Here is a 20,483-nt window from a genome sequence, read left to right on the forward strand (position 1 = left end):
AAAATAAGCTTATCGAGGCTTCTTTTATTTTTTTAACTCAATTATGGTGTTGGTATAAACATATAACGGCCATCTAAGTCATTGAACCAGATTTCATATTTTCCAGCCTCAACAATTATGTCGCCGCCGTTATCACCCCAGTTTACATCCCAACTGTTGTTTGCTTTGAATTTCATTTTTCCAGCTTTCAACGTTTGAGTAACTTTCCAGATATGACTATCAAAAGCCGATTTCACTAAAGGAACCTCAGTATTCCATCCAGCATCATCACCTGTTAAAACAGATCCCGTCAAACCAATTGTCGCATACGTGGTCATTGGTCCTGTGTAAGGCGTAATTTTGTATGTTAACTCTTCAAGATTAACTTCAAAACTATAATAACCTGAAGCAGCTGTTGGGAATACACCCGGATCAGTATCGCTTTCTGTTGCTCTGTACTGTACTTTCGAACCGTTTGTTCCGTAAGCTGGAGCCCAGAAACCAATTTGCTCGATTAATTTAAAACCATCTTTATTAAAAAATCCAGTATAATAATGTTTTGCGTTTTCTTTTGTGTCTCTGTAAATTGGCATATTGTTGCTAGTTACACTCCATCCTGCAGCAGTACCTGGTCCTACCAAGAACAAATCAATTTTAGGGAATTCACCTCTGTAAGGAGTCAAAGCAATAGTAATTGGTGTAGATAATTTTGGCTCTGAAAGTGTTGTACCAACAGTTGATTTAATTCTCACATCAATTGTACCTTCCACATCAGCATTAAGTCCAAGTTCCAGTGCTTTTGCATTTAATTCTGCCACTGTTATAGTTGCATGTGTAGTCGTAGAAGTCGTGATATCGATTGGAGCAGCAAATTCGGTATTGCTTGCTGCAAATTGCAAAGTGTACGTTACAATAGTTGGCGCTCCGTAACTTACCTTTTCCCATGTAAAAGTCATGGCGATATTGTTTGGCGTATCTTTATTCAAAATTGTAGATGAACCATTTTCTGGAGTTATAAGAGCAAAAGCCGCTTCCTGAGGTTCTAAAATCATTAAATTCTCTTCGTTTTCACAAGACCACAATCCTGTCAATACTACTACTGCAATAAAAATTTTATATATAAGTTTCATTTTGTGTATCGTTTAAGTTTAAAAAAATTAGTAACCTGCATTTTGAGTTAAATTTCTATTTGCTCCCAATGATCCTTCTGGAATAGGAAAAACACTCATGTGCGATGGAATAGCGATTCCTTTTGAAGAATTTCCTTTCCATGCCCAATTGTAAGAGCCTCCGGTATATTTTCCAAAACGAATTAAATCTTGTCTTCTGTGTGCCTCCCAATGCAATTCACGTGCTCTTTCGTCAATAAGGAAATCAAGCGTCAACTCACTTAAAGTAATGTTTCCAACAGTCGAATTACTGTTTGCTCTTTGCCTTAAAGCATTTACATAATTTAATGCCTGAGTTGTTGATCCGTTTCCGCCTCTTAAAGTAGCTTCAGCGTACATCAAGTATACATCGGCCAATCTGAATAATGGGAAATCAGTATCTGCATAAGTAGAACTTACTCCATTCACTCCAGTAGAAGTTTTATTCGAAAATTTAGACATAATGTAACCTTGCGTTTTTACACCAATATCATCAATATCAATCGATCTTTGTTTTGCAGGATCACCCTGAACACCTTTTCCTATTGTGTTTCTAGTATCTTGGCTGAATTTTGCTCCATCAAATTTTTGAGCTAATTCTTTTCTGATTCGAAGTGCTCCTGTCCAACCGCCAATTCCAAAATCGGCACCATTATTTTCCCAAGCACCAATTTGTCCGTTTGTTAAAACAGTAGTTGCTCCCCAGTTTTGAGAAACTGCGCCATCTGATTGGATTCCGAAAATGATTTCTTGAGAAGTATTATTATCCGCTTTAAAATTGTCAAGATATTTGGGCTTTAATGTGTAGCCACCATCAATAATAGCATTACACATTGCAATACAGTCATTATAACGATTTGCCTGAATATAAACTTGAGCATTCAAATATATTTTAGCCAAAATCATACGTGCCATAGATTGGTCTAATCTTCCGTATTCATTTGTTCTTGATGGTTTTAAATCTGGCAAAACTGCTTTTATTTCTGTTTCAATAAAATCAAACAATTGCTTTCTGTTAGCCTCTGGTCCAGCAAAATTCACAGGATCATTTTCGGTATACATTGGTGCTTTTCCAAATAAATCCATCATGTTGTAATAAGCATATGCCCTTAAAACACGAACTTCTTGACGATAAAGTGCTATTTCTGCTAAAGTTGTTGCATTTGTAATACCTCTTGAACTTAATTTTTCTGGTGTACTTTGACGCAAAAACTCGTTTGCATAAGCCACAGAGACCATTGTTCTACTGAACATTCCTAAAATAACAGGATTTGCTGGAGTCCAAATATTGCGTTGTAATTCTGCAGTTCCTCCATCATTTTCATAACTCCAAACCAATTCGTCTGTAGTCAATTCCTGCATGTAGAGTAAACATCTTGTAAACTGGCTGGTTCCGGCATCTACACCTTCAAGCGAAGAACTATCAGGCCCCCATACTCCAGTTAATGTTAAATTTCCGTATACACCTGCGAAAGCTTTTTTGTATCCATCTGGTGTCGCAAATAATACATCCGAAGAAAGAACGTCATCATCTTGCGATACTACATTTAAATCATCCGTACATGACTGAAAAACCACAGCCAATGCAACTAGTGTTGTTACTATATATTTTTTCATGATTTCGCTATTAAAATTTAAGATTGATACCAAATAAAATTGATCGCTGTCTTGGATAAATTGTTTTGTCTACACCGTTGTTTGTAATCTCAGGATCCAAACCGCTGTATTTTGTTAATACAAAAACGTTTTGCATTCCTGTTGATACTCTCAACGACGCTTTGCTGTTTAGCCAATTTTCTAAGGTATATCCTAATGTAATATTGTCTAACTTCAAAAATGAAGCGTTCTCTATATATAAATCCGATAACAACACATTTGAAGTAGTGTTGAAATTAGTTTCAAATATTTGAGATGGTACATTACTTAAAACCCCACCATTTTCCATAGCATCATATTGTGCTCTACTTGCATCTACAGCGTTGAAAATTCGGTTACCAATACTTGCTCTTAAGTTGAATGAAAAGTCAAACTTTTTGTAATTCATATTAGAAGCAAATCCTAAAGTAAAATCCGGATCTGGATTGTTGTAAATGTATTTATCAGAATCATTTTTGATATTGTCGCCATTTAAATCTGCAAAAGCACCTTCAATTGGTTTTCCTTCATTGTTGTATAATTGTTTATATACGTAGAAAGAATAAGGCGTATAACCTTCTCTAAAAATTTGTCCTGGAGTTCCAGTTCCGGCTATATTGTCTCCTAAGAAGATGTCTGTTCCGTTAACCAGATTTTTGATTCTTCTTTCGAATTTTGCCATATTGAAATTAATATTCCAGTTAAAATCTTCTGTTTTAATCGCATTAGCATTAATCGTAAATTCGATACCTTTTGTGGTAAAGCTTCCTACGTTTTGGTACACACGGTTAGAAAAGTTACTTCCATCTGATATTGCTGCATTTACCAATAAATCTTTTGATTCTTTGTAATAAACATCAAGACCAGCAGATAAACGATTGTCAAAAAAACCAAAATCAACACCAGCATTATAAGAAGTAGTCTCTTCCCATTTCAAGTCGTTTGTTCTTTTTGACGGAAGCGCAACCGGAACTGGACTGCTTCCGAAGTAGTACTCCGAATTTCCTCCACCAACTTGATATTTTTGCAAATATCCGTTTGGCTCAGGAATATCTTGCTGTCCTGTAATTCCATAACTCAATCTCAATTTCAAATCAGATAATGTCGTGCTATCTTTAAAGAAATCTTCTTTCACTTTCCAAGCAAAGGCTACAGAAGGGAAATTACCCCAACGATTTGCTTCTTCAAATCTTGATGAGCCATCTCTTCTGTAAGAAAGCGTCAATAAATATTTGTCTCTATAATTCAAATTTGTTCTAGCAAAAAATCCTAGCAAAACAACATCTGTATCTAAAGTCGTTTCAGGAAATGTCGAAGGCAAATCTGGATTTAAGATGTTTCCAGTTTCAAATCTTGAACTTTGAAATTTTTGATACGAATAACCACCTGTCATTTCAAAATTCAATGCATTAAATGTTTTGTTATAAACCAAATAACCATCTAATAACTTATTCTTTCTGGTAGCCTCTGTATATTCATTTGTACCATACGGAATGTTGTTGTTTGATGGAGCCGAACCCGCATCAGCACCAACCAATCTTCTTCTTTCTCCATTTGATTCATCAAAACCAACATTTACAACCGCTCTTAATTCTGGTAAAAAATGAAATTTATAGTCCATTTCGAAGTTTCCAAAAATTCGGTCATTCGTTCCTCTATCGTTTGTATTTAACAATTGCGAAACAGGGTTTCTGGCCGCAGTTGCAACTAACGGATAATTTCCATTCGCATCTACGCCTGTAGTATATTCAAAATAACCTCCATAAGGTGCGCCTTCCACTTTTATTGGTTGTGTTGGATCAAATCCTATTGCTGCACCTTCAACAGCATCTGTAAAACGATTTATTTCGTCTGTATAATTTGCCGAAAGCCTTAATTTTAAATGCTTATCAAAGAAAACTGGATTCATTACTAAACCAACTGTATTTCTTTTGAAATTATTCGTTAATCGCAAACCTTGTTGGTCAGTATTTCCAAGCGTCAAACTTGTCGGAATGATATTGAATAAATTTCCTCTAATTGCTAAACTTTGATCAATTGTTCCTGTGTTTCTATAAATAGCTTTCTGCCAGTCCGTATTTGCAGTTCCAAGTTTGTTCAAGTCATCGCTTCTTCGGTCAGCAATAACACTTCTAAATTCATCTGCGCTTAAAACATCAACTGTTTTAGTCAACGTTCCTGCAGCATACTGCACGTTATAATCTACTGATAATGTTTTGCTTCCTTTTTTGGTCGTAATTATAATTACACCATTTGAAGCTCGAGAACCATAAATTGCTGAAGCTGATGCATCTTTTAAGACCGTTATAGACTCTACCGTTGCAGGATTCAATGATGCTAAAAATGAAGAAGAACCTGTATTGGTAGCATTATCAAGCGGCAAACCGTCGATTACAATAAGAGGATCATTGCTTGCAAAAAGCGAACTTCCACCACGAATCCTAATTTGTGAGCTAGAACCCGGAGCACCCGTTGAGTTTACGGTCAAACCTGCAACTCTGCCGCTAAACAAGCTTTCTGTTGTTACGTTATTTCCTTTGTTAAAGTCTTTTGTAGAAAGTGCTGTTACAGATCCAGTAGCATCTTTCTTTTTAACGCTTCCGTAACCTACTTGAACTACAACTTCTTTAAGTTGATTATTATCTTCTTCTAAAAGTATTGTTATGTTTTTTTGTGTGCCAACCGCAATAGTTTGATTGACATAACCAGTATAGGAAAACGTAATTTGGTTAGCTGTTTTTACTCCAGCTAACTGAAATTTCCCATCGAAATCAGTAGTCGTGCTAATATTAGCCCCCATTACCTTTATGTTTACTCCTGGTATGGGCTGTTGCGTTCCCTTCTCCAAGACAACACCTGTTATTGTGTTCTGAGCAAAAACACAAAAAGGAAGCAAGAGTAATAAAAGCAAAAATTTGTTTTTAATTCTTTTCATACTTTTTTTAATTGGTTTTGATTTAAGTTAGTGTTTGTTATTAAGTTGGTTTAAAATGAGCACAGCTGATGTTACTAAAAAACAAGTCCTGTTTTTTATCATAGAAATAGTCTCTTAGAATGATAAGCCGCTTAAAAAAGCTAATTCTATTTTTTTAGAATGAGAAGAAGTTTCCTTTAGTCGGTTTCGAATGGATTGTTGGTCATCTGTAAATTGTTTTTTTTGGTTAGAATAATTTAGTTAGTTTTTTGGAGTGATTTTATTGAACAAAAAATGAAGAAGCTTTATTCAAACGTTGTAGCTTGTAAATCACATTGCAAATTAAGCTTACAACATGTTTTTAATACAGGGAAAAATTCATTTATAAACAGGGATAATTTCGTAAAAGCGTACAAACAACACTTCTTAAAAACATATTTGTCAATTTTTTACATCAAAAAAAATGACAATGCAAAAAATCAACCCATAAAAAAATGATATATCCAACAACTATTTTCGGTTGGATAATTGGATTGGAACGCGCAAAAACTCAGAAATATAAAAAACGTGAAAATTCTTATATTTTAATAAGACGAAAAAAATAGCCACAAGAACTTCTATTTATTGCCCTAAAAACAAATGTTATTTTTACAGCTTGCAATAAATTATTATTTTCGCACTCACACCGGTTTCATATCTATCTCTATATACATTGATCAACCTTTCAGATCATCTTCTTTTCCATTTTCTTATATTAAAGAGCCATGTGCTTTCTTAAATAAAATCTATGATTAAGCTAAAGTCGTTTCTTATTATTTGTTTTCTTTCTATAAATGCATTTGGACAGAATTATCCTATTAGACATCTTGATATTGAATCTGGACTTTCTAATAATTCAGTTGCGACCATTTATCAAGATCAAAATGGCTACATGTGGTTTGGAACTTTTGATGGGCTAAACAGATACGACGGAAATGATTTCAAAATCTATCGTCATGCCCACACAGACCCGAATTCGATTCAGGGAAATGCGATAAGCTGTATTGAAGGAGACTATAAGAACAATTTATGGATAGGAACAACGGCAGGTCCTGTTGTTTTTAATGCAGAACGTTCCGCTTTCACTCCATTGCAATATTTAGGAACTGATAAAAAAACGAAACCTTTAAATGTTACTGCATACGAGATAATCGCCATACATAATCTACATATAATTCTTGTCGCTACAAAAAAGGCAATCATCCTTTATAAAGAAGGCGAGCAAATTGGAGAAGCAATACCTTTTAATGGAAAGTTAAATTATATTGCAAGATCAATAGCTTATAATGCTAAAAAACAGATTTTCTATGTTTTTATAACCGGAAAAGGGCTTTGCCAATACGATATCAACTCAAAAAAATTAACACTTTTAAACGATACGATTACAGGTGCCAATTGTATTAAATTGACCAATCAAGGACTTTGGATTGGATCAGATGAGGGCGCTTATTTGTACGATCATAACCTGAATAGCTATTCTAAAAATTACTTTCGGGAAAAAACGGTAGTTCGTGATTTTTTCCAGCAGGAAAACAGACTTTGGATTGCTACTGATGGTGCCGGACTTTTCACGCTAACAAAAGAAAACGCCAATCCTAATCCATATAAAGCAAACGGTCCTGTTGCATTGCTAAAAAGCAAATCGCTTTATGACATTTTCGAAAGCAAAAATGGCGAAATGTGGTTTGGAACACTGCGTGGAGGCGTGAGTATGATTGGGAAAAAACCGCTTTACTTTAACCATTTTAAAAGCAAAAACCCTTTAACTAATAAAGAAGATGAGGATCCTGCTGCAAACTTTATTCAATCTTTTTGTGAAGATGAAAAACATAATATCTGGATAGGTACAGATGGTGCCGGAATGCGTTACTGGAATAGAAAACAAAACACCTACGAGATCTACTCAACATCAGCAGGTCCTGGAAGAAAAATTCAAAGCAATTTTGTCACAAGCATTGTTAGAGATTCTGATAATGCCATTTGGGTGGCGATGTGGAAAGGCGGCGTTTGCCGAATCGATCCAAAAACAAAATCCATTCAGAATTTTTCGATTTACAATCAATTCACAAAAAAAGCAGAACAAGAATCGTGGTTGCTTTTTATTGATTCAAAAAAAACGTTGTGGCTTGCCGTAACTAATTCGGGAGCGCTTTATCAATTTGATAAAAAACAAAACAAGTTTATTTGCTACAACAACTCTTTACGCGATGTTACTTGCTTGTATGAAACCGCAGACGGAAAAATCTGGGGCGGTACTTTTAATTCTTTTTTTGAAATCGATACAAAAACAAAAAAGGTAAAAAACTATCATTCAGATTATACCATCAGATGCATTACCGAAGATCAAAACAAAAATCTTTGGATTGGTACGGTTGAAGGCGGTCTGCTTTTATTTAATAGAAAAACAAACACTTTTAAAAAATACACTACTCAAAACGGACTTCCGAGTAATACTATACTTCGTCTTTTAGAAGACAAAGAAGGAAATTTATGGATGAGTACCTATGACGGAATCGCTAGATTTAATCCAAAAAACAACACTTTTAGAAACTTTGGGGTTGCTGACGGACTTCAGGGCAGTCAATTTAGCTGGAATTCGGGTACTAAACTTTCTACAGGAGAATTTATTTTTGGAGGTATCAACGGATTTAATGTTTTTCATCCTGATCATATTAAAGACAAAAAAAATACAGGCAAATTTTTATTAAATGATTTGCTCGTAAACAATCAGTCTTTAAAACTGAACAGTCCTTATGTGACAGAAAAAAAATCGGACATGATAAGCGTTGTCGAATTACCTTATGATAAATCGGCATTGAGTTTTGATTTTGTTTATCTGGATTTTGTCAATTCTGAAAAAATCAACACCGCATATTTTCTAGAAGGTTGGGATAAAAACTGGAATTATACCTCAAAAGAAAACAAAGCCAACTATTCTCGATTAACAGAAGGAACATACATTTTTAAAGTAAAAACAACCGATGTTTTTGGGAATTGGACTAATGAAATAACACTGGCAAGGGTAAAAATTCTTCCGCCTTGGTATAGATCATGGTGGGCTTATACCTTTTACTTAATTGGTGTTATTGGGGCGATTTATACCTATATTAATTATCATAAAAACAAAGAAAGGCTTCGTTATGAAATAAAACTGACCCGTATGGAACATACAAAAGACAAGGAACATGCCGAAAAGCAGTTTTCGATGTTCACGTATATGGCGCATGAATTACGTACACCTTTATCTTTAATTATAAATCCGCTTAAAAGTGCCATTGAAAGAAAAACCCGTTCTGAAGATGATCTTGATCTAAATCTCGCTTATAAAAGTGCAAAACGATTATTGAGCCTGACCGATCAATTATTATTGTTTAGAAAAGCAGAAACAGATCTTGATGAACTCAAAATTTCGAAGATAAATTTAAATCAGCTTTGTCGAGAAATCTACGAAAGCTTTCTACAAATGGCAGCTTCAAAAGGTTTAGACTATCAATTTATTGAAGAACAAACAGCGACAGAAATATACGGCGATTATGAAAAAATAGAAATAACGCTTTTCAATTTAATTTCCAATGCGTTTAAATTTACGCCTAATGGAGGAAATATAAGTATTCAAATCATTGAAAATAATAATGATGTCTCGATCACTATATCGGATACAGGGCGAGGAATCAATGAAAATGATATTGATACTATTTTTGAAAAATTCAAACAAATTCAATCTAATGCCAGCAACGGTTTTGGAATAGGCCTTTATATTGCTAAATATTTTGTGAACAAACATCACGGTGAATTAAAATGTGAGAGTGAAGTTGGAAAAGGTACTTCTTTCACTATTACACTTCCAAAAGGAAAGAGTCATTTTAAAGAAATGAATATCACCGAAAATCAATCCCATATGTCGCCAATTGTGGGAGAGCTTCTTGAAGGAATGCCTGCTGATCATTCAAGCATAGAGGAAAAAACTATGCAACCACTACAGCTGGAAAATCTTCAGGAAGAATTAATCAGCATCAAAAGAGTATTGCTGATTGTGGAAGACAATCCTGAAATGAATCGTTACCTCGTACAGCTTTTTTCTAAAAATTATATTGTTTATTCTGCATTTAATGGTCTTGACGGATTAAAATTAGCAGAAAAACACATGCCCGATCTTATATTAAGCGATATTGCTATGGAGGGCATGAACGGTTTGGATTTATGTAAAAAAATAAAGCAAAATGATGATTTGAGCCATATTACGGTAATATTGCTCACTGCCACAACCAGCAACGACATTCATTTGCAAAGTATTATTGAAGGAGCCGATGATTATGTTACAAAACCTTTTGACAGCGACATCCTTTTGGCAAGAGTTGATTCAGTTCTTCGAAACAGAGGACAATTGCGCAAGTATTTCCTAGACAGCATTACGCTTCGCGAAAACCTCAACAAAGTACCTTTGGAATACAAAGAGTTTCTTGATAAATGCATTGAGATTGTCGAAGCTAATCTTGAAAACAGCGAGTTTAATTTAAAGAGTTTCTCTGCTGCTATGGGGATGAGCCACTCTAGTCTTTATAAAAAAATCAAAGCTATTTCAGGAGAAACCGTAAATGTTTTTATCCGATCGATAAGAATTCGAAGAGCCGCTGTTATTATGCTGACTGAAAACATAAATATTGCTCAAGTTGGCCCTCAGGTAGGTATTGAAGATCAACGTTATTTCCGTCAACAATTCGTGAAATTATTCGGAATGAAACCTTCTGAATACATCAAAAAATATAGAAACTCTTTTAATAAAGAATTAAATGTCATTCAGAAAAAAGATATCACATAATACTCTTTAAAAAAACAAAACAACCAAAATACTTAAGCGAAGTATCTTCCATAAAAAAAACTCCATAACAGCAGAAATCGACTTCTGCTTGTTATGGAGTTTTAATATAATATGCAACAGCTTATTAACTTAAACCATTAGAGGCTCTATTTTCCTACAGCTATTGATCTGAATATGAAACAAATAAAATATTTTTAGATTTTACTTTCATCATCAACAGCATCCTGCCATTTATCCCAAACTTTAACAGCTTCATTGTAGCCATCATAACCATAGTTCTGGCTTAGCTGACCTTTAATGTTAGGCTCGATAGCAAGTCTGTATGGAATTGGCCAGTAATTATTACGTTTGTCCATAGTATAAAACTTTACACCAGGCTTAAGAGCGATACCATTTGGATATTTGTTGTAAAGTGTGTAATGAACAATACGTTGCCACCAGTAACTTCCTCCACTTGCATCTTTTCCAGACTGTTTATCCCAAGTTGCCTTGTTGTATGTATTGCCCCATTCATCTGGCTTTCCACTCATTGCCAAACAGTGCGAAATACGTTTCAACTCCACATTTCTCCATTCTTCCATATAAAGTTCTCTTCCTCTCTCTGCACAAATATCTCCAATAGTTACGGTAGCATACATTTGTGTCGCTTTGGCTCTTGCTCTTACTACATTCACATCCTGAGCAGCTCCAGTTGCATTACCTTGATAAAAACGAGCTTCTGCACGTAATAAATAGGTTTCAGCTAAACGATAGATATACATATGTGCGCTTGCTCCTGCTGTAGCTCCTTGAAAATCATTTGCTGCTGGATTGGCTTCGGCTACAACATCATGATAATAGATTTTATAATGTGGAAAATCAAACCAATCACGAATAGAATCTTGTGCTAAAAGTTTTCCTGTTGCATCCTTCATTCTAAAGTTTTGTCCAGCCCATGTTGCGCTACCTCCAGCTCCAGGTGCATATTTAAGATCTTCCATATTCACCCAGTTACCAACAGTACTGTTATGTCTAAGATCTTGTTTGTCCTCAACACCGTTTACAACCCACATAGGATGCTGTGAATAATAAGAACCACTGATCGTACCAATACCGCGTCCTATTGCTCTTTGGTAATCATATTTTGCATTATAATTTGTTTTATCAGTTAATGGAAAACGTGGTGCTGCTGTTTTTCCATCAGGAGTAATCAAATTCGCGTCATTCCAGTTAGGTCCAAAAATTCTCATTGAGGCAAAGGCTAAGAAAGATTGTGCTCCTCCGTTTGGCGCAACCAATATCGCTTCTGTATTAGAAGAAATTACTTTATTTTCCGGTCTGTGCAAATCCCAAATTACGTTTCTTGTAATAGGCCATGCAGTAGGATTTCCTCCTGGATCAAAAATTCCTAAATTACCTTGTACTAAAGAGTAACCTGATCCATTAATCAAAAGATTAGCTTGCGCCTCAGCATCAGCAAATCTTCCAGATGCCAAATAACATTTTATCAATAACTGACGGCATGCCCCTTTGCTTACCATACCTACATAACCAATTTTTGATTGTTCAGGAACCCATTGTACAGCTTTCTCCATATCAGCTGTAATCATTTCGATGATGGCTTCTTTTTTAGTAGAATAATAACTTTGTTTTGGAACTTCCAGAATTTTAGTAATCAACGGAATATTTCCAAATTGATAAACCAAATTAAGATAACGATAAGCTCTATGGAAATAAGCCTGACCGATATATTTGTTTTTTACATCCTCGGACAAGCTTTTTACATTCCCAATATATGTCAATACCGTATTGGCATTTTTGATTCCTGTATAAGCTTCTGTCCAAAGGAATCCAAGATAAAGTGATTCACCACTTGGATCTCTTCTAAAATCTCCAGTAGGAACGATAGTCGCAGCATAATCGGCAATATTGCTACCCGTATCTGTTTTTCCGTATTGTGCCATATCTGAAAAAAGATATTCGGTACCAATTGGCACGCTGACACCTGAAAAGCCATAGTGAATATAATTATTACGCAACTGTTTATCACATAATGCTAAAGTTGCCTGCAAACCAGCTTCTGTAGAAAATGTAGTTTCTGGCTCATAAAACGAAAGCGGGTCTGATTCGAGAAAATCTTTCGAACAAGAACTAGACAACGCAGCTAATACTACGATAGGCGCTAGTCTTAAAATTTTATTTTTTATATATCTTTTCATTTTAAATAATTTTTAAAGTTGGAAATTAAAACCTAAATTAAATTGTCTTGTAGCCAATCCTCCTGTTTCCGGATCTCCAAAATATTTCCATTCTTTAGAAGCAGCCCATGTTGCTACGTTCTGAACCGAAGCGTAAATTTTTATGTTTTTGATATGCACGCGATCTAAAAGATCTCTAGGAAGTGTATAGGCTAACGAAATGTTGTCTAGACGAACAAAACTGCGGTCATACAATCTACCTGGCGCAACTGGAGTTCCAGCTGGTCCTTTAGCATCAAGACGTGCCCATTGATTTGTTGGATTGTCAAGTGTCCAATATGGATTTACATATGGATTGAAGTTGAATTTATACAAGCTGGCATCGTTGAAAGTATTCATATAAATTGAACTAAGAGATTTTCCACCCAAATTAGAATACATACTAATGCCTAAATCCCAATTTTTGTAAATCTTAAAATCATTACGCATCGACCATTGTACTGGAGGATTTGAATTTCCTAAAAACTGTTTATCTTTCTCATTATAGACTGCTTTTTTGTATGCCACACCATCAGCATCTACCGCGTCTATATCATCTGCTGTATAGCTGTTTTGAACTTTTGGATCTCCAGGACGCTGACCGTATCTTTGAGCTTCTTTCCACTCCTCTTTTTGCCAAATTCCAGTTATTTTATAATCCCAAATTTGAGAAATAGGTCTTCCAATAAACCATCCATTAGCTGAATCGTCGCCCTCTTTTTTCCCGATAACATTACCGCTGGCATCTTTAATATCTACCATATTGCCATATAATGAAACGATTTTATTTTCATTATAAGACACTCCTAATGTTGTACGCCATTCAAAGTTTGGTTTTTTCATATTAACAGTACTCAAGCTCAATTCAAAACCTCTATTTTGAACTTCTCCAAGATTAGTTGCAATTGATGAAAAACCAGTAAAACCAGGCAAAGATTGGCTCATAATCATATCATGAGTAGACGCTTTATAAAAATCTACTGTAGCGATAATACGATCATGCAAGAAACCTAAGTCAAGACCAATATTTGTCGATGTTGTTTTTTCCCATTCCAAATTTGGATTTGCCATACGATCAAGAGCTAAATACTTTAGTTCAAGCGCTTTTCCTGAAGGATCTAGGTACCCCATTGTTCCAGTATTTACTAAGTTAGCCAAAGAAATGTAAGGATCTGCAAGTGATCTATTTCCGTTTTTACCCCAAGACATACGCAATTTACCTGTGCTCATCGCATCCCATTTAAACCAATTTTCATTTTTAAATGTCCATGCAACCCCAAAAGATGGGAAAACTGCATAAGGATTTGAAGCTCCAAACGCCGAATATCCATCACGACGAACAGTCGCTGTAAGCATATAACGGTTGTCATACGAGTAGAAAAGTCTTCCCATCAAACCATCTGCTGTTTCATGCGAATCATAAGATCTAATTGCACTGTTTGCCATTGTTGCAGTGTTTACAAGATGAAATCCTAAAGCATCTGAAGGCTGAATATTATAAGCATCCATTCCATCTGACCAATAGCGACGCTCTTCTGCTTCCTGAACAAAAGTTGCTACTATATGGTGTTTTTCAGCAAATGTGTAATCCCATGTTATGGTATTATTCAAGTTGTAATCAAATCGTATGGCATTATTTCTATTGGCTCCTGTAGTAGCCGCAGGCCAGTTCGGATTCTGTGTAGATCTGAAATAACGATCATGAAAAAATTGATAACGAGGAGAAATATTAAATGCATAAGTAATCCCAAAAGGCAAAGTTACTTTTGTATTGAAGATCGCATTCAATGTTGTATATCCAGTCTCTTTTTCAATAAATTGGCGTTCGTAGTAATAGTTATAATTCTGTCCCGAAACGTTTTTACCCATTGGCTGTCTTTCATAATTGCCATTTGCGTCTATAAAAGTTCCAAATGGACTCGTTCTCATCATATTGTTATCCCCTGCATTTGTACCTAAAGAAGGAGTAATATCTCCGTCTGAGCGATCTTGAAAATTAACATTTGCTCCAAAGTCAAGCCAATCAGTGATTTTTGCGTCGATTTTCATATTAGAACGAGCTGCTTTATAATCATTTCCAACAATAGCCCCTTCTGAAGTTAAATAACCAAAAGACATATAATAATTAACTCTGTCACCAGCTCCAGAAATACTCAAATTATTATCATGATTGATTCCTGTTCTAAAAGAGCTATCACTCCAATCATGCGTTTTATCTGCCAAGAAATTAGCCATCAATGAAGGATCGAAATTCAACCCTAAACGTGCTCCCCACACTTCCTTAGAGCTTTTCCCCGTCGTTTGCGAAACGGGCTGATAAGCTAACCATTGTGCTTCAGTAATTCCCCATTTTGCTAAATCATTTGGGTTAGAAAAATATCCAGGCTTGCCGTTTGCAACAGTTCCCGCAACCCAAGCTTCATATTGCTTAGTTGTTGGGTTTACACCATAAGTTTGAGCAGTTTCCCAATCCTCACGATATTTTAAGTATCCTTCTGGAGAATACACACCACGGTAAGCACTTTTGTTGCTGATTGTTGTGTTTGTAGTAAAACTTACGATAGGTTTGCCCGTCTTACCTTTTTTAGTTGAAATAAGAATAACTCCCGCAGCCGCTTTTGCTCCATATACAGATGCCGCCGATGCATCTTTTAAAATATCAAGCTGCTGAATATCATCAGGATTAATTTCTGACAACTCACCATAAAACTGCATTCCGTCTAAAATAATAAGCGGTGAATTATGGCCTCCTCCGGTATAAACAGAAGTTTGCCCACGAATCTGTATGCTTCCGCCTCCTTTTGCTGAAGGATCATAACCAACTCGCACACCTGGCGTACCTCTTAAGACATCCTGAACGGTTTGTGGATTTTGGTTTGCAAGCTTATCAGGTGTTACCTGAACGATTGCTCCCGTTAAATCCTTTTTCTTCATTTTACCATAACCTACTACAACTACTTCTTCTAATGAAGTGGTAGCCTTTTTCATTTTTACTGTAATTGAAGCTTCGCCTTTTACTGCAACTTCTGCAGTAACATAGCCTAAATAAGATACAACTATTACTGCATTGTCGTTATCTACCTTTAAAGTAAATTTTCCATCAAAATCTGTTGAAGTAGCATTTTTACTTCCTTTTTCTAAAACTGATACTCCCGGCATCGGCATACCGGTTTCATCGGTTACTAGTCCTTTAATGCTTTTTTGTGGAACCACATCACGAGACTCAGTTGAACTCTTTGAACTAACAGCGTAACTTTGAACTTGAGATAAAGAAAATAATACACAAAGTATCATCATTTTCTTTGTCAAATTAAATCCAGATACACCACTAGGACTTTTTTTAATCCTAATAAAATTTGTCATTTTTGGTTAGTAATTTGTTGGTTAATTAATTAGTTAGTTTGAAAAAAATCATTGCAACGACATTTAAATCGGAAGAATGATTTTACAGGGACAAATTTGACTAATTAATGGTTTTGAGAGGGAGCAATAAAATCCGATTTTGGGTATACTAAAGTCTAGTATCCATATTTTACACATGTTTTGTAACCAAAAAATGACATTATTCGAAAATTATGAGTAGAAAAATTATAGAAGTAATAATTATGATTTTAGAAATTGGTTTTTGAATTCTGTTTTACAAATCATTAATCGTAATTGATTCTATGAATTATTAATATAAAATCAGAATGCATTTTATGTAACACAAGTTTTTTCAAATGCACGTAAATTTGATTTGATCTTCAAAAAAAAAACTATTATGAAATTTTTTTTAATAATGATGCTGTTCATTCTCATTCTGTCCTGTCATCAAAAAGAGAATAAGAATGCTATTTCAAATTCAGATTCGATTCATCTGAAGAAAAATATGGAAAACAAACGGGAAGAAATAAAAGAAGAAAACAAACAAATAGGCGACACCATCTTTATGAATTTTAAAAATGAAAAAGATCGTTATACTGCTGAAGGACACATTAATTCCATTCATTCAAAAATATATGTCAAATTCATAAATGAACATATTGGCAAATTGAATGCAACTATTTTTCCGTCTATAGCCAGAGAAAATATTCGTTTCAACCAAATCATTTTTCCTGACAAAACAATGGATGGGCCTTTTGGAAAAGAGTTGAAAATCGACATCAAACAAAAAGGCATTTATGTTTTAGTAATTGGGCATTCGCAAATGGCTGAAGATCCATTTATTGGCAAATTCACAATACAACTTGAAAATAAAAGACAGTGACAAACAATGTGATGGCCCTTTTAATAATAAACCCTGTAAATAAAATATTTACAGGGTTTTATTTTTCATGCATTTAAATTGCTGTAATTAAACGCAAAAATATATTTAATCATAACAGCAAGTCACTTCCTGCAACTATAGCTTTTGTTGATGCTATTATAATACATTTAGTGGAGCTATAAAACCAAATGCCAAAAGTCCTGTTGTATAGTCCTGAGCACCAAAAGTCGACTCTGCATAATTGGTATAATTGTATTTTCTTGCCGTATAAGCCAAGTAGAATTTTAAATTCATATCCTTGAAAGGCATGTATTGTACAGTTGGGATCAAACCATAACTGGTAGATAATTTTGAAGGAGCATTTGGATCTGGATTATCCTTCCACCCGTGATTACTATTCATTACAGTTAATAGTAAATTTATTTTTGGAGTCACCAAATATTCAGCTCTAACCCAGTTTTCAAGATATATTGCTTTTTGTGCTGCATATGGATATTGGCTGCTAATAATACTTGATACAATACCTAAACGATCTAAGCCTTCATTTCGATATTGAAAATCATAATAAACAACTAATTTATCGTTTGGCTTAAATTTATTTCCCAGCGCTATATAATTCATGTGCGCACCTTGAGCTTCATTAAAAAAACTGTAACTGTAGGTTGTTTCAAATTTACCACCAAAAAACTTACCTCTCCAGTTTGCTACTGCTGCTAAAGGAAATTCAGAAGGATTGATATTAGGTGGTGCAGATGCTCCATACTGTTCTTGATAAGTTTTGGTTCTCGAATTCAGAACTTGAACAGTAAAAGAGTGATTACCGTTTTCTAAAGTATGCGAAATTCCAGCTCCAACCAAAAAGTTGTCCGCATATTCAATTACGTCATTATAAGTCAAAATATCAATTGGGTTAAAGTCGAATTCATATCCACCCCAATCAGCGCATAACTTACCAAAAGTAAAATTAGTACGTGGCGATAAATCAATTCTTAAAAAAGCCAAATCAACAGCCCTGCTTATATTATCAAGATTACCTGGTACTGGTTCTCTAGTATATCTGTTGCGGAATCTGAAATATACTTTGTCATGAATTTTCCCTTTAATCTCAAATCGGAGCTGATCTACATTAAAATGCGAGATATCGTGATTTCCATCTGTAAAATAACTATTGTAGGCCATTCTACTGTTAAATATAACGTCGACATTTTTTAGAAGCGATTGTTTAGAAACTGGAAGTAAAGGGGTAATAGAATCTAAGTTAATGCTATTACCTTCATTGGTTTGCTTCTTCATTGGATTTGCTTGTCCAATCGCTGCAATTGGAAAAAAAGCAATTATAAAATAAATATAATATTTTTTCATGCTGAGGATTTTTAAGTAATAAAAATTTTGCTGTATTTATTTGTTACAAGAGTTTTGTGTCAGGAAGTATTCAGGAAATATCATGCTATTCCTAAATAAGTGTCGATAGTTGCAACATTTTAAAAATCTGCAATACATTTCGAGTTGCCAAATTGATAATCATTGCTTGGCTCTAAAACCTATTTATTATAAAATGTGAGGGTAACGAATAATAAAAATAATAGTATCTTTTTTCCTTCCATTATTATTATAGATTTGATTAAACATTATTTCATTAGTGCTTAACTATTATAATTTGGGACTTCAAAAACATGCAAGTCAATATTTCTAACCGAAATGCAACATTATTTTTTCAAAATATTCTAAAATATTAATCTCTAAGTTCAAAATTCTTAAACAAATATAATATTTTTTTTATTAATTTTTTCCAAACAAAAACAATAATAAACTGAACATTAGCGATTTATACAAAACAAATAAAAACCAACTTAATAAAAATACTGCTAAAATTTTTTACCATAAAGCTTGTAGCACAAGCACAGCAATAAATGAAAACACGCAGTAAGTGTAAATTTTAATTAAAATAACTCAGCCAACTGAATTGCCCAAATATGTTTCATTTTATAAAATGAAACATATTTACAAACAAAAAAATCCAAATCCCATTTTATTGGGATTTGGATTTTGTCCCGAAGCTTCGGGATTAAATTTTAAGATATTTAGTCTAGAACAAAGCTTACAGTAACATTAGCTGTAATCTCGATTTCTCCAATTGCAAGAGTTTCATTTGAGGCGCCCATTGAATCAGCAGATTCTTTCATTCTCATTGCCGCGTACATTGGTTGTGGACGGTAAACTTGTGAATTATCTGTAATTGTAAAAGCTTTTCCAACTTTTTGACCTAATACAGAAACATAATCTTCGGCTTTTGCTTTAGCATCTTTCATTGCTAATTTTCTAGCTTCGATTTGCAATTGGGCTTCTTTAGACGATTCAAAAGTTACTTTATCAATTCTGTTGATACCTTGCTGCACTAAACCTTCCATTAATTCATCATATTTAGATAAATCTTTTACTACGATTTCTACAGTTTGTGTCGCATTATAACTCGTTTTTTTCTTTTCGTAATCATACTGCGGATTCAAGGCAACTTGTTTTGTTTTGAAATCAGCTGTTGGGATATTCATCTTTTTAATGAATTTTAAAACAGCATCCATTTTTTCGTCGTTTTGTTTTTTGACATCCTTAGCATTATTCCCTTTTGTTTCAACCGTAGCAGAAATACAAACTTGATCTGGTGCTACTTTTACTTTTCCTTCCCCGCTAACATTGATAAGAGGTATTTGTTTGATTTCTTGGCCGTAAGACATAGTCATAAACATGATTGTTAAAAATAATACTAGTTTTTTCATTTTTGTTATATTTTAAATTATTGATAAGGGCATTTCAAAAGTTGTGCCAGCCTTACAATTTTCCCAATTTTGCCATTCCAAAAAGTATAATAATAGGGACTGCCAAAAGAATAACCATTAAAGTATTATCTGAAAATAAGCTCGGCATTTTTATCAAAGTAATCAAATAACCGCCTATAGCACCTCCAAAGTGTGCTGTATGCCCAATATTATCATTTTTGGCTTTCATACCGTAAATCGAATACAATAAATATAAAATTCCAAAAAGATATGCCGGCATCGGAAGTACAAAGAATATTCCTAATGTCATGTCTGGATACAATAAAATAGCCGAATACAAAATTCCTGTCACAGCGCCCGAAGCACCAACTGCACGATAACTATAATCATTTTTATGAAACAGCATGGTAAGCAGATTTCCAAAAATCAAACTTCCGAAATAAATCATCGCAAAAGAAATAACGCCAAGCGTATCTGTCACGACGGGAGCAAAAATCCAAAGTGTATACATATTAAGAACTAAATGCATGATATCAACATGCAAAAAACCCGAAGAAAGCATTCTTACTTGTTCTCCAGAACGAATACTTCCAATATGAAATTCGTATTTTCTGAAAAACGCATAATCGTTAAAACCTTTATAGCTTATAAGAACATTGGCAACTATAATTCCAATCAAAATAGCATTCATAAAAAACATTTATTGTGAATGG

At 34.3% G+C, this 20,483-nt stretch carries 10 protein-coding genes; 2 read left to right on the plus strand and 8 right to left on the minus strand.

Annotation, left to right across the window (positions count from 1 at the left end; all coding sequences use genetic code 11):
* Positions 1 to 41: 41 nt before the first annotated feature.
* The 3 genes from H600_RS22590 to H600_RS0117790 are packed head-to-tail and all read right to left on the minus strand — an operon-like array spanning position 42 to position 5,697.
* Positions 42 to 1,109: a SusE domain-containing protein gene (locus H600_RS22590; RefSeq protein ID WP_051234462.1), complete on the minus strand. Its 1,068-nt coding sequence runs from the start codon at positions 1,107 to 1,109 to the stop codon at positions 42 to 44.
* A 27-nt stretch (positions 1,110 to 1,136) separates the two neighbouring features.
* Entirely contained in the window at positions 1,137 to 2,744 is a 1,608-nt protein-coding gene (locus H600_RS0117785; RefSeq protein WP_026730058.1) for a RagB/SusD family nutrient uptake outer membrane protein, read from the minus strand.
* 10 nt (positions 2,745 to 2,754) lie between these two features.
* Positions 2,755 to 5,697, minus strand: coding sequence for a SusC/RagA family TonB-linked outer membrane protein (locus H600_RS0117790; RefSeq protein ID WP_026730059.1), 2,943 nt, complete (start codon positions 5,695 to 5,697; stop codon positions 2,755 to 2,757).
* A 766-nt stretch (positions 5,698 to 6,463) separates the two neighbouring features.
* Between H600_RS0117790 and H600_RS0117800 the strand changes: the two genes are divergently transcribed.
* Positions 6,464 to 10,534 carry a hybrid sensor histidine kinase/response regulator transcription factor gene (locus tag H600_RS0117800; protein WP_035108744.1) on the plus strand — a complete coding sequence of 1,357 codons (4,071 nt, stop codon included), beginning with the start codon at positions 6,464 to 6,466 and terminating at the stop codon, positions 10,532 to 10,534.
* 194 nt (positions 10,535 to 10,728) lie between these two features.
* On the opposite strand, the gene H600_RS0117805 is transcribed toward H600_RS0117800, so the two are convergent.
* Both H600_RS0117805 and H600_RS0117810 read right to left on the minus strand, forming a co-directional pair.
* Positions 10,729 to 12,732 (minus strand): RagB/SusD family nutrient uptake outer membrane protein, encoded by a 2,004-nt coding sequence (locus H600_RS0117805; RefSeq protein ID WP_026730062.1) that lies wholly within the window; start codon positions 12,730 to 12,732, stop codon positions 10,729 to 10,731.
* 12 nt (positions 12,733 to 12,744) lie between these two features.
* The gene (locus tag H600_RS0117810; protein ID WP_026730063.1) at positions 12,745 to 16,113 is read right to left on the minus strand and encodes a SusC/RagA family TonB-linked outer membrane protein; all 3,369 of its coding nucleotides are present in this window, start codon (positions 16,111 to 16,113) and stop codon (positions 12,745 to 12,747) included.
* Between the two features lie 397 nt (positions 16,114 to 16,510).
* Between H600_RS0117810 and H600_RS22595 the strand changes: the two genes are divergently transcribed.
* Complete coding sequence (locus tag H600_RS22595) at positions 16,511 to 16,996, plus strand: hypothetical protein (RefSeq protein ID WP_026730064.1); 486 nt, start codon at positions 16,511 to 16,513, stop codon at positions 16,994 to 16,996.
* Positions 16,997 to 17,152: 156 nt separating this feature from the next.
* On the opposite strand, the gene H600_RS0117820 is transcribed toward H600_RS22595, so the two are convergent.
* The 3 genes from H600_RS0117820 to H600_RS0117830 form a co-directional block, all read right to left on the minus strand.
* Positions 17,153 to 18,358, minus strand: coding sequence for a porin (locus H600_RS0117820; protein ID WP_026730065.1), 1,206 nt, complete (start codon positions 18,356 to 18,358; stop codon positions 17,153 to 17,155).
* Between the two features lie 719 nt (positions 18,359 to 19,077).
* Positions 19,078 to 19,770, minus strand: coding sequence for an SIMPL domain-containing protein (locus H600_RS0117825; protein ID WP_026730066.1), 693 nt, complete (start codon positions 19,768 to 19,770; stop codon positions 19,078 to 19,080).
* A 52-nt stretch (positions 19,771 to 19,822) separates the two neighbouring features.
* The gene (locus tag H600_RS0117830) at positions 19,823 to 20,461 is read right to left on the minus strand and encodes a rhomboid family intramembrane serine protease (RefSeq protein ID WP_026730067.1); all 639 of its coding nucleotides are present in this window, start codon (positions 20,459 to 20,461) and stop codon (positions 19,823 to 19,825) included.
* Positions 20,462 to 20,483: the final 22 nt, after the last annotated feature.

Source organism: Flavobacterium denitrificans DSM 15936, from assembly GCF_000425445.1.
GTDB lineage: Bacteria > Bacteroidota > Bacteroidia > Flavobacteriales > Flavobacteriaceae > Flavobacterium > Flavobacterium denitrificans.

Coding starts and splice junctions, on each gene's coding strand:
- H600_RS0117800 (WP_035108744.1), top strand. CDS start 6,464: ATGATTAAGCTAAAGTCGTTTCTTATTATTTGTTTTCTTTCTATAAAT.
- H600_RS22590 (WP_051234462.1), bottom strand. CDS start 1,109: ATGAAACTTATATATAAAATTTTTATTGCAGTAGTAGTATTGACAGGA.
- H600_RS0117825 (WP_026730066.1), bottom strand. CDS start 19,770: ATGAAAAAACTAGTATTATTTTTAACAATCATGTTTATGACTATGTCT.
- H600_RS0117820 (WP_026730065.1), bottom strand. CDS start 18,358: ATGAAAAAATATTATATTTATTTTATAATTGCTTTTTTTCCAATTGCA.
- H600_RS0117790 (WP_026730059.1), bottom strand. CDS start 5,697: ATGAAAAGAATTAAAAACAAATTTTTGCTTTTATTACTCTTGCTTCCT.
- H600_RS0117830 (WP_026730067.1), bottom strand. CDS start 20,461: ATGAATGCTATTTTGATTGGAATTATAGTTGCCAATGTTCTTATAAGC.
- H600_RS22595 (WP_026730064.1), top strand. CDS start 16,511: ATGAAATTTTTTTTAATAATGATGCTGTTCATTCTCATTCTGTCCTGT.
- H600_RS0117810 (WP_026730063.1), bottom strand. CDS start 16,113: ATGACAAATTTTATTAGGATTAAAAAAAGTCCTAGTGGTGTATCTGGA.
- H600_RS0117805 (WP_026730062.1), bottom strand. CDS start 12,732: ATGAAAAGATATATAAAAAATAAAATTTTAAGACTAGCGCCTATCGTA.
- H600_RS0117785 (WP_026730058.1), bottom strand. CDS start 2,744: ATGAAAAAATATATAGTAACAACACTAGTTGCATTGGCTGTGGTTTTT.